Genomic DNA, 10,019 nt, shown 5'->3' on the forward strand with positions numbered 1-10,019 from the left:
GCGACTGAGGGGGCTACTCGGCATAGGCCGCGCTGCCCCCTCCGGCCCTCCGGGCCACCTCCCCCAGAGGGGGAGGATCTTCTCTTGCCTGACCCTACGGTCACCCTCGCATAGTTCCTCAAAACCAGAGGGAGCCCGCGCGACATGGCCATCAAGACCCGTTTCACCGAGCTGTTCGGCGTCGAGCACCCGATCGCCCAGGGCGGCATGCAGTGGGTCGGCAAGGCCGAGCTGGTCTCCGCCGTCGCCAACGCCGGGGCGCTGGGCTTTCTCACGGCCCTGACCCAGCCAACGCCGGAGGCGCTGGCCAAGGAGATCGCCCGCACCCGCGACCTCACCGACAAGCCGTTCGGCGTGAACCTGACCATCCTGCCGGCCATGACCCCGCCGCCCTATGCCGAGTACCGCGCCGCGATCATCGAGAGCGGGATCAAGATCGTCGAGACCGCCGGCTACAAGCCGCAGGAGCATGTCGACGACCTGAAGGCCCACGGGGTCAAGGTGATCCACAAGTGCACCGCCGTCCGCCACGCCCTCAGCGCCGAGCGGATGGGCGTCGACGCCATCAGCATCGACGGCTTCGAGTGCGCCGGTCACCCGGGCGAGGACGACATCCCCGGCCTGATCCTGATCCCCGTCGCCGCCGAGAAGGTGAAGATCCCGATGATCGCCTCGGGCGGCTTCGGCGACGCGCGCGGCCTGGTCGCGGCCCTGGCCCTGGGCGCCGACGGCGTCAACATGGGCACCCGCTTCTGCGCCACGGTCGAGGCCCCGATCCACGAGAACTTCAAGCAGGCCATGGTCGCCAATGACGAGCGCGCCACCGACCTGATCTTCCGCACCCTGCACAACACCGCCCGCGTGGCCAAGAACGCCATCAGCCAGCAGGTCGTGGCCATCGAACGGGCCGGCGGCGCCAAGTTCGAGGACGTCGCCCAGCTGGTAAAGGGCGCGCGCGGTCGCGAGGGCCTGGAAAGCGGCGACATCGACCACGGCGTCTGGAGCGCGGGCATGGTCCAGGGCCTGATCCACGACGTGCCGACCGTCCGCGAGCTGGTGGACCGGATCGTGGCCGAGGCCGAGGCGCTGATCCGGCAGCGGCTGGCGGGGATGGTGGGGTAGGGCGGTCCAGCCGCTCATCCGAAGATTGCGCGATGTCGCCGAAGCCTCTTAAGCTGAGGCTTCAGTCGAAGGTGTCGTCCATGCTCCGTCTTGCCTCCCCCGCCGCCGCGGTCGCGGCCGTGTTCCTCTGCCTGGTGCCCGCCGCGTCGCGGGCGGCCGAGGCGCCTCAGCCGCCCCCGGCGGCGGTGGAGGCCAAGATCGAGGCGTTCATGACGTCGTTGAAGGCGGGCAAGGTCGCCGACGCCTACGGCGGCGCCTTCGCCGGCACGCTGATGAGCAAGAAGCAGGCTGAGCTCGAGCAGGCCATCGCCGGGACCGAGAACGGTCTGCGCTACTACGGCGCGCTACGTGACTGGCAGCTGGTGGAGACGACCCGGCCGGCGGACGGCTTCGTCGTGTCGATCTACCTGGCGCGGCTGGAGAACGCGCCGCTGTTCGTGCGCTTCCAGGGCTATGACAACGGTTCGAAGTGGATCATCTACAACATCATCTTCAGCGACAACTACGACACCATGAAGGGCTGGTAGACCTCCACCGGCGTTCGCCGGTCCCCCTCCCCCAAAGGGGGAGGAGAGGGGAGCCCGTTACCGCCGCTTCTTGCGGAACTCCGCCGCCTTCTCCTCGCGGATCTCCGCCCGCAGGCGCTTCGGCGCGGACTTGTCGACCTCGTCGCCGGTCGCCGACAGCACCTCGTTGGCGAACTCCAGGTCCATCAGCTTCATGCGCTTGATCTCGTCGCGCAGGCGGGCAGCCGTCTCGAACTCCAGGTTGGCGGCGGCCTCGCGCATCTTGGCCTCCAGGTCCTTGAGCGCGGCCTTGAAGTTGTCGCCGCTGAACGGACGGTCGTCGGTCTCGGACATGCCCATCGGCACCAGCACGCGGTCGCCGCGCTCGTAGGGGCTGTTGAGGATGTCCTTGATGTCGCGCTTGACGCTCTCGGGCGTGATGTTGTGCTCGAGGTTGTAGGCGTGCTGCTTCTCGCGGCGGCGCAGGGTCTCGGCCATCGCCCGTTCCATCGAGCCGGTGATCCGGTCGGCGTAGAGCACGACCTTGCCGTCGACGTTCCGCGCGGCCCGGCCGATGGTCTGGATCAGGCTGGTCTCCGAGCGCAGGAAGCCTTCCTTGTCGGCGTCGAGAATGGCCACGAAGCCGCACTCGGGAATGTCCAGGCCTTCGCGCAGCAGGTTGATGCCGACCAGCACGTCGATATTGCCCATCCGCAGTTCACGGATGATCTCGATGCGCTCCAGCGTGTCGATGTCGGAGTGCATGTAGCGGACCTTGATGCCCTGCTCGTTCAGATATTCCGACAGGTCCTCGGCCATCTTCTTGGTCAGCACGGTGACCAGGGTACGGTAGCCCTTCTTGATGGTCTGGCGGATCTCGTCGACCACGTCGTCGACCTGGCTAGCCCCGTCCTTGGAGACCGGACGCACCTCCACGGGCGGGTCGATCAGGCCGGTCGGGCGGATCACCTGCTCGGCGAAGACGCCGCCGGCCCGCTCCAGCTCCCACGAGGCGGGGGTGGCGCTGACGTGCACCGACTGCGGCCGCATGGCGTCCCACTCCTCGAACTTGAGGGGGCGGTTGTCCAGGGCCGAGGGCAGGCGGAAGCCGTACTCGGCCAGGGTCCATTTGCGGTTGCGGTCGCCCTTGTACATGGCGCCGATCTGCGGAACCGTCTGGTGGCTCTCGTCGGTGAACAGCAGGGCGTTGTCGGGGATGTATTCGAAGAAGGTCGGCGGCGGCTCGCCCGGCTGGCGGCCGGAGAGGTAGCGGCTGTAGTTCTCGATGCCGGCGCACGAGCCGGTGGTCTCGATCATCTCCAGGTCGAAGGTCGTGCGCTGCTCCAGGCGCTGGGCCTCCAGCAGCTTGCCGTTCTCGACCAGCCAGGCCAGCCGCTCCTTGAGCTCGGCGCGGATGGCGATGATCGCCTGGCGCAGGGTCGGGCGCGGCGTGACGTGGTGGCTGTTGGCGTAGACCTTGATGGTCTCCATGTCGGCGGTCTTCTTGCCGGTCATGGTGTCGAACTCGGCGATCGACTCGACCTCGTCGCCGAACATGGTGACGCGCCAGGCGCGGTCCTCGTAGTGGGCGGGGAAGATCTCGATGGTGTCGCCGCGGCGGCGGAAGGTGCCGCGCTCGAAGGCCATCTCGTTGCGCTTGTACTGCTGGGCCACCAGGTCGGCGATCAGCTGCTTCTCGTCGACCCGGTCCCCCACCGTCAGGGTGAAGGTCATAGCCGTATAGGTCTCGACCGAGCCGATGCCGTAGATGCAGCTGACCGAGGCCACGACGATGACGTCGTCGCGCTCCAGGATCGCCCGGGTGGCCGAGTGGCGCATCCGGTCGATCTGCTCGTTGATCGAGCTGTCCTTCTCGATGAAGGTGTCCGTGCGGGGCACGTAGGCTTCCGGCTGGTAGTAGTCGTAGTAGCTGACGAAGTACTCGACCGCGTTGTCGGGGAAGAACCCCTTCATCTCGCTGTACAGCTGGGCGGCCAGGGTCTTGTTCGGGGCCAGGATCAGCGCCGGGCGCTGGGTGGCGGCGATGACCTGGGCCATGGTGAAGGTCTTGCCCGAGCCCGTGACCCCCAGCAGCACCTGGTCCTGGTCGCGGTTGTTGATGCCCTCGACCAGCTCCTTGATCGCCGTCGGCTGGTCGCCGGCGGGCTGGTAGTCGGACACCAGCTTGAACTTCTTGCCGCCCTCGGACTTCTCCGGCCGCTCCGGGCGGTGCGGGGTCCACAGCATGGGCATGGTCGCGCCATCCCCCATCTGGGAAGCGACGTCTTGGACAATGTCCATGACGAAGGGCGTCGAGACGTCCGAGACGCCGTCAGTCGGGGTGCGAGGCATGGCTCCAAATTAGGAGCGGCGCTCGCCGAACGCTAGAGGGCCTGCTGACGGGGAGTGGCAGTAGCGTGGCGGGAGGGCGTCAGGAGGCGCAGTTCGGCTTGGGTCCTTTGGCGCCGCTGGGCTTGGCGCCAGGCGCCAACCAGGTCTCGAACAGCCTCGGCTTGACGCCCGGGCGATTTTCGTAGCCCGGGATCCTCTGGCAACGCACGTCGGGAAAGCTTGCGGCCAGGGTGTCGGCGAGCGTTTGGGCCTGGGCCTGGTCGGCCGGATAGAAGTAGCGAACCTGAGTCGCCCCCTTGAAGCCGGGGACCAGTTCGACGCCGTACATCTGCCAACCGGTTCCGAGGGCTTTGCCGAGGTCGTCTTTCAGCCGTGCGCCGGTCCCGCGATCGGACTCGACGCCGACGTGGACGAAGGCGCGGGCGATGGGCGCCTTGAGGGCCTCGCGCACGGCGGCCGGCTGCTGCTTGACGCCGGCGCTGGAGAAGCTGGCGGCGAGCTGGGCGGCCTGGTCGGTCTGGGCCAGGGCGGCGGCGACGATCGGAGAGGGTGTTTGCGCGGTCGCCGGCGTCACCGGTTCGTCGCTCTTGCCCTCCTCGGGGGCGGCGGGTTTGAAGGATTTCGGGGCCGCGTCGGTCGTGCTCAGCACGAGGGCCCGGCTGCTGATGGCGTTGGTGAATTCCTCGGCGAACTTGGCGTCGAGATAGCGCTTGGCGACGACCCCGGTCAGCACGGCCGTCGATTGGGCCGTGGCGGGGCTGTCGTTGCGCTGCACCTCGATCATCTTCAGCACGAAGTCGCGCTCCTTGTTGGTCAGCTCGTCCGACCAGTGGAGCTCTTCGCGGATCATCGGCCAGACGGTGCCGGCGCCAAAGCCGATCAGGCCGGTGAGCGCCGCGATGATGTTCGAACGATTGAAGATCTTGGCCGCGGCCGCCGTCATGCCCCTAGTCCTTCACTTCGTTCGCGCAGCCCTGCCCGTGTCCCCAGAAGCTGCCCTTGCTGCTTTCCAGGATGTTCTGGTCGCGGCGGGGGAGGGCGGCGAGGAAGTCCAGGCCCGTCTCGACCTCCAACTGGCTGATCGGGACGATGAACTTGTCGGACGGGGTCTTCTTGTAGGGCTTGTTGTCGAGGCGGAAGCCGATCGCCCGGCCGCGCTGCACGTCGTACAGCACCTTGAAATAGGCGGCCGGCGACAGGATCTTGTACTGGCCCTTGCCGATCCACAGCGAGCTGGAGCCGTAGATCGGGCCGGTGATGACGATGACGTCCTGGTGGCCGCCGCACAGCACGGCCGCGCGCACGTCCTCTTCCAGGAACCGCCACTGGGCGCGGTTGAAGCCGGCCCCCACCTGGGGCGACATGTTGGTCATGTAGAAGCTGTCGTCGGTCTGCGGCTGGCTGGACTTGAAGTCGGCCGCCGGGCCCTGGTGGCCGCGATCGCGCGGGTTGGCCGCGTCGGTATAGTCCTGCGGCGTCGGGCTGAAGCCCAGGGCGTCGGGATCGGCGCGGAAGTTGTCCTTGCGCTTGGCGGTCCCGGTCAGGGCGGCCGGCGACAGGCGCTCGATCACCCAGTCGGGATTGCGCGTCTCCTTGTTGAAGGACACGGCGTAGCCGTCGCGGCAGATCAGGATCTGCTTGGCGTGCTCGTCGTCGCCGCGATGGCGCGGCAGGCCGACCTGGGTAAAGCGGGCCAGGCAGGCCGGCGTGGCCGGGTCGGGGCGGGCGCCAGGCTGCGGCTTGCCGGGCGGGGAGGCCTGGGCCCAAGCGAGGGATGGCGCGAGGGCGGGCGTCAGCGCCAGGATCGCGGCGCCGAGCAGGAGCGGACGAAGCATCGCGGTCTCTCCCGTGCCTGTGAGGCTACTGGCTGCCGTCGCCGGTGGGGGCCTGGCCGCCGGCGCTGTTGCTGGAGATGCCCTTGGAGACGATGAAGCTGCCGCCGCTGATGCCGATCAGGCCCAGCACGGTCGGCGGCACCTCGACGAAGGCCCCGGCCTCGATCGACAGCAGCAGGAACAGGCCCGCCACCACGAAGGTGAAGATCAGGAACTGGAAGCGCGACAGGCTGGCCTTGACCGGCACGCGGCGGACGGCGGCGGCCACGGCCTCGGCGGTCGGCGGTTGACCGCCCGACGCGGCGATGGCCGCGACCAGGGCCGCCTTCAGCGCCGTCTCGGACGGGATCTCGGCGATCAGCCCGTCCAGCTCGCCTTTTTTCGTGGCCAGCCGCCAGGCGACCACGGCCGCGAAGCTCAGGATGATGGCGACGACGGCGACGCCGACGATGTAGGCCAGCAGGCCCCAGGGCGTGTTGATCATGATGCTTCCCCCTTATGTGCGTTCATAGAACTTGCCGCCGATGTGCACGCCGAGGCTGGCGGTCAGGATGGTCAGCGCCTCGGTCGGAAGTTCGGGCAGGGCGGTGGCGTGGGCCGAGACCGCCTGCAGACCCAGCGTGCCGTACCAGCCGGCGAAACCGACCACGACGCCCAGCGCCTGCAGCCGCGCGGGCGACACGCCGCCGGTCTTGCGGTTGACGATCAGCCCTCGGATGTCGCCGCCGGAAAAGCCCTTCAGCAGCAGCGTGGCCGCGACCACGGCCAGCCAGATCAGCAGGCCGTATTGCGCAAGCTCGGCGACAGGCTTCAGCGACATGGCGAAAGGCCCCGGACGGAATTCGACGCGAACGAAAGCCAGACGGAAGCGCGCGGGACGCGGCGCGCGCGTCCACGGACAGGAATGATGTCACGCCCCGGTACGGCGCGGACGGTCGCGCGAATTTCGCGACCTGTCAACTCAGGGATGTTTTCAGAGTCGTTCCAGCGTCAGCGGATCGGCCTGTCCACTAAAGTACTTGTCCAGCGCCCGCTGGAAGGTCGGCTCTTCCGGATCGGCCGCGCGGAACAGGGTCAGGGAGGATCGCAGCTTGAGGTCGTCGGGCGAACCGAACACGGCGCCCGCATCGTGACCGGGCAAGGCGAGGATGGCCTCGACGGCGTCCGCCAGGCGCGGGCCCAGCACCGGGTGGGCCAGGTAGGCGCGAGCCTCGTCCAGGTTGGCGATCGCGTAGAAGCGGGCGGTGGGGCTGTGGCCCAGGCCCGCGATCTGCGGGAACACGAACCACATCCAGTGGCTGGTCTTCTGGCCGCGGTTCAGCTCGGCCAGGGCGGTGTCGTAGGTGGCCGTCTGGGCTTCGATGAAGCGGCTGAGATCGGGGCGGGCGGCTTGGGCGGTCTGGACCATCGCGACGCCTCCTTGCGTCGTCACGCGCTGGGCGGGTCGGCGAAGCGTCTCGCAACCCACTCTATGAAGACTCGAACGCGCGGGGACAGCTGTCGGCTGCGCGGATAGAGCAGGGACACCGGCGTCGGGGTGGGCGGATGGTCGGTCAGCACCTCGACGAGCTGGCCGCCCGCCAGGCAGTCCTCCACCCGGTAGCGGGGGACCTGGATCAGGCCGAGGCCCAGCAGGCCCATGGCCACGGTGTTCTCGGCCGAGTTGACGGTGACGTCGGCGGCGACGGCGAACGCGCGCGGCTTGCCGTCGAGGGTCAGTTCCAGCGGATAGGGATGTCCGGTCCCGGCCTGCAGGAAGCCGACCATGCGGTGGTCGCTGAGCGTCTCCAGGCTCGGGGTCCCCATCCGCGCCAGATACGTGGGCGCGGCGCAGGTCACTTCGGGCAGTAGGGCCACGCGGCGGCCGACCATGGCGCTGTCCTCCAGGTCGCCCATCCGCAGCACGCAGTCGACGCCCTCGCGCACCAGGTCCACCAGGCGGTCGCCCTCGGTCATCTGGATCTTCAGCTCGGGATAGCGCGCGAGGAACTCGGGCAGGCCCGGGACGATGAAGCGGCGAGCCAGCGCGCCCTGGACATCGACCCGCAATAGGCCGCGCGGCGTGCGCTCGCGAAAGGCGCCTTCGGCCTCCTCCAGGTCGTCGAGCAGGCGCAGGCAGCGCTGGTAATAGGCCTCGCCGTCCAGGGTGGGACTGACCTGGCGGGTGGTGCGCTGGAGCAGGCGCACGCCCAGCCGGCTCTCCAGCTGCTGCACGGCCTCGGTGGCGGTCGAGCGCGGCAGGTCCAGGTCGCCGGCGGCCTGGGTGAAGCTGCGCCGCTCCACGATCCGCACGAACAGCCGCATCGCCTCGAACCGGTCCACCCGCTGCGTCTCCATTATTCGACAATGCGAACAGTCATGTCGCGTTTGGCTGAATTATTCAATCGGGGCGAAGGCGCATGGTCCCTTTGCCGACGCGGTCGGCGGACCTGAAAACCCGGAGACTTCAGATGACCCAATCGATCCAAACCAAGGTGGCGCTGGTGACCGGCGCCTCGGGCGGCATCGGCGCCGAGACCGCCAAGCGCCTGGCCCGCGACGGCTTCGCCGTCATCGTCAACTATGCCGGCAACGCCGCGCCCGCCGAAGCCGTGGTGCGCGAGATCGAGGCCGCCGGCGGCAAGGCGATCACCGCCCAGGCCGATGTCAGCGACCCCGCCGCCGTCCGCCGCCTGTTCGATAGCGCCGACACCGCGTTCGGCGGCGTCGACGTGGTGGTCAACAACGCCGGGATCATGAAGCTGGCCCCGATCGCCGACACCGACGACGCCCTGTTCGACCAGACCATCGCCGTGAACCTGAAGGGCGTGTTCAACGTCCTGCGCGAGGCCGCCAACCGCCTGCGCGACGGCGGCCGGATCATCAGCCTGTCGTCCAGCGTCGTCGGTTTGCTGCCCCCCGGCTACGGCGTCTATGCGGCGACCAAGGCCGCGGTCGAGACCATGAGCGCCATCCTGACCAAGGAGCTGCGCGGTCGCAACATCACGGTCAATTCGATCGCGCCCGGCCCGACGGCGACCAAGCTGTTCCTGGACGGCAAGCCGGCCGAGGTCATCGAGCGTCTGTCCAAGGCCGCGCCGCTGGAACGCCTGGGCCAGCCGGAAGACATCGCCGCTTCGGTCGCCTTCCTGGCCGGTCCGGACGGCGCCTGGGTCAACGGCCAGGTCCTGCGCATCAACGGCGGCATCATCTGATCCCGCGCCCCTCCCAAGAAAGGAATAGTGTCATGACTCAAGTCGCTTCTGGGCAAATCATCCTCGTCACCGGCGCCTCCTCGGGCTTCGGCGCGCTCACCGCCCGCCAGTTGGCCGACGCCGGCCACACGGTCTACGCCTCGATGCGCGAGACCACGGGCCGCAACGCCCCGCAGGTGGCCGCCGCCGCCGACTACGCCAAAGAGCACAATGTCGATCTGCGCACGGTCGAACTGGACGTGGCCTCGGACGCCTCGGTCGAGGCGGGCATCGCGCAGGTCGTCGCCAAGGACGGCCGCCTGGACGTCATCGTCCACAACGCCGGTCATATGAGCTTTGGCCCGGCCGAAGCCTTCACGCCCGAGCAGTACAGCCAGCTGTTCGACATCAATGTGCTGTCGACCCAGCGGGTCAACCGCGCCGCCCTGCCGGTGCTGCGCCAGCAGGGCAAGGGCCTGGTGGTCTGGGTGTCGTCCAGCTCGACCCGCGGCGGCACCCCGCCGTTCCTGGCCCCGTACTTCGCGGCCAAGGCGGCGATGGACAGCCTGGCGGTCTCCTATGCCAGCGAGCTGACCCGCTGGGGGATCGAGACCTCGATCATCGTGCCGGGGGCCTTCACCAAGGGCACCAACCACTTCGCCCACTCGGGCAAGCCGGCCGACGCGGCGGTGGCCGCGACCTATATGGACGGGCCTTACGCCGGGGTGGCCGAGGCGGCGCTGAACGGCCTGGCGGCGCTGGAGCCGGCCGACGCCGACGCCGGTGAGGTGGCCAAGGCCATCGCGGCGGTGGTGGACACGCCGTTCGGCCAGCGTCCGTTCCGGGTGCACATCGACCCGTCGCAGGATGGGGCGGAGATCGTCAACGGCGTCGCGGACCGCGTGCGGGCGGAGCTGTTCTGGCGGATCGGGCTGCAGGATCTGCTGAAGGTCAGCGCGAAGTAAGATCCTCCCCCTCTGGGGGAGGTGGCCCAGAGGGCCGGAGGGGGCAGCGCGGCCTATGCCGAGCTG

General features: G+C 68.8%; 11 protein-coding genes. 4 read left to right on the forward strand and 7 right to left on the reverse strand.

Annotated features, from left to right (window positions below; all coding sequences use genetic code 11):
• Nucleotides 1–144 precede the first annotated feature (144 nt).
• Nucleotides 145–1,122 carry an NAD(P)H-dependent flavin oxidoreductase gene (locus AC07YH_RS26305; RefSeq protein ID WP_494749843.1) on the forward strand — a complete coding sequence of 326 codons (978 nt, stop codon included), beginning with the start codon at nucleotides 145–147 and terminating at the stop codon, nucleotides 1,120–1,122.
• Between the two features lie 80 nt (nucleotides 1,123–1,202).
• Nucleotides 1,203–1,649, forward strand: coding sequence for a hypothetical protein (locus AC07YH_RS26310; RefSeq protein WP_494749844.1), 447 nt, complete (start codon nucleotides 1,203–1,205; stop codon nucleotides 1,647–1,649).
• 57 nt (nucleotides 1,650–1,706) lie between these two features.
• Here AC07YH_RS26310 and uvrB read toward each other — a convergent pair whose 3' ends face one another.
• The 7 genes from uvrB to AC07YH_RS26345 all read right to left on the reverse strand — a co-directional run bounded on the left by uvrB (nucleotide 1,707) and on the right by AC07YH_RS26345 (nucleotide 8,137).
• A complete protein-coding gene (uvrB, locus tag AC07YH_RS26315) occupies nucleotides 1,707–3,980 on the reverse strand; it encodes an excinuclease ABC subunit UvrB (RefSeq protein ID WP_494749845.1) in 2,274 nt (757 codons plus the stop codon).
• A 79-nt stretch (nucleotides 3,981–4,059) separates the two neighbouring features.
• A complete protein-coding gene (locus AC07YH_RS26320; RefSeq protein WP_494749846.1) occupies nucleotides 4,060–4,923 on the reverse strand; it encodes a hypothetical protein in 864 nt (287 codons plus the stop codon).
• A gap of 4 nt (nucleotides 4,924–4,927) precedes the next feature.
• The gene (locus tag AC07YH_RS26325) at nucleotides 4,928–5,815 is read right to left on the reverse strand and encodes a DNA/RNA non-specific endonuclease (RefSeq protein WP_494749847.1); all 888 of its coding nucleotides are present in this window, start codon (nucleotides 5,813–5,815) and stop codon (nucleotides 4,928–4,930) included.
• Nucleotides 5,816–5,840: 25 nt separating this feature from the next.
• Nucleotides 5,841–6,299, reverse strand: coding sequence for a hypothetical protein (locus AC07YH_RS26330; protein WP_494749848.1), 459 nt, complete (start codon nucleotides 6,297–6,299; stop codon nucleotides 5,841–5,843).
• 12 nt (nucleotides 6,300–6,311) lie between these two features.
• Nucleotides 6,312–6,635 carry a hypothetical protein gene (locus AC07YH_RS26335; RefSeq protein ID WP_494749849.1) on the reverse strand — a complete coding sequence of 108 codons (324 nt, stop codon included), beginning with the start codon at nucleotides 6,633–6,635 and terminating at the stop codon, nucleotides 6,312–6,314.
• 153 nt (nucleotides 6,636–6,788) lie between these two features.
• Nucleotides 6,789–7,223, reverse strand: coding sequence for a DUF1810 domain-containing protein (locus AC07YH_RS26340; protein WP_494749850.1), 435 nt, complete (start codon nucleotides 7,221–7,223; stop codon nucleotides 6,789–6,791).
• Nucleotides 7,224–7,243: 20 nt separating this feature from the next.
• Nucleotides 7,244–8,137: a LysR family transcriptional regulator gene (locus AC07YH_RS26345; protein WP_494749851.1), complete on the reverse strand. Its 894-nt coding sequence runs from the start codon at nucleotides 8,135–8,137 to the stop codon at nucleotides 7,244–7,246.
• Nucleotides 8,138–8,265: 128 nt separating this feature from the next.
• Between AC07YH_RS26345 and AC07YH_RS26350 the strand changes: the two genes are divergently transcribed.
• Both AC07YH_RS26350 and AC07YH_RS26355 read left to right on the forward strand, forming a co-directional pair.
• Nucleotides 8,266–9,009: an SDR family oxidoreductase gene (locus AC07YH_RS26350; RefSeq protein WP_494749852.1), complete on the forward strand. Its 744-nt coding sequence runs from the start codon at nucleotides 8,266–8,268 to the stop codon at nucleotides 9,007–9,009.
• A 32-nt stretch (nucleotides 9,010–9,041) separates the two neighbouring features.
• A complete protein-coding gene (locus tag AC07YH_RS26355) occupies nucleotides 9,042–9,953 on the forward strand; it encodes an SDR family oxidoreductase (RefSeq protein WP_494749853.1) in 912 nt (303 codons plus the stop codon).
• Nucleotides 9,954–10,019 lie beyond the last annotated feature (66 nt).

This window comes from Caulobacter sp. GW456-12-1-14-TSB4, from assembly GCF_059424195.1.

What these genes read in the sequence shown, in the direction of transcription:
- AC07YH_RS26305 (WP_494749843.1), top strand. Translation starts at nt 145, where the DNA reads ATGGCCATCAAGACCCGTTTCACCGAGCTGTTCGGCGTCGAGCACCCG.
- AC07YH_RS26310 (WP_494749844.1), top strand. Translation starts at nt 1,203, where the DNA reads ATGCTCCGTCTTGCCTCCCCCGCCGCCGCGGTCGCGGCCGTGTTCCTC.
- uvrB (WP_494749845.1), bottom strand. Translation starts at nt 3,980, where the DNA reads ATGCCTCGCACCCCGACTGACGGCGTCTCGGACGTCTCGACGCCCTTC.
- AC07YH_RS26320 (WP_494749846.1), bottom strand. Translation starts at nt 4,923, where the DNA reads ATGACGGCGGCCGCGGCCAAGATCTTCAATCGTTCGAACATCATCGCG.
- AC07YH_RS26325 (WP_494749847.1), bottom strand. Translation starts at nt 5,815, where the DNA reads ATGCTTCGTCCGCTCCTGCTCGGCGCCGCGATCCTGGCGCTGACGCCC.
- AC07YH_RS26330 (WP_494749848.1), bottom strand. Translation starts at nt 6,299, where the DNA reads ATGATCAACACGCCCTGGGGCCTGCTGGCCTACATCGTCGGCGTCGCC.
- AC07YH_RS26335 (WP_494749849.1), bottom strand. Translation starts at nt 6,635, where the DNA reads ATGTCGCTGAAGCCTGTCGCCGAGCTTGCGCAATACGGCCTGCTGATC.
- AC07YH_RS26340 (WP_494749850.1), bottom strand. Translation starts at nt 7,223, where the DNA reads ATGGTCCAGACCGCCCAAGCCGCCCGCCCCGATCTCAGCCGCTTCATC.
- AC07YH_RS26350 (WP_494749852.1), top strand. Translation starts at nt 8,266, where the DNA reads ATGACCCAATCGATCCAAACCAAGGTGGCGCTGGTGACCGGCGCCTCG.
- AC07YH_RS26355 (WP_494749853.1), top strand. Translation starts at nt 9,042, where the DNA reads ATGACTCAAGTCGCTTCTGGGCAAATCATCCTCGTCACCGGCGCCTCC.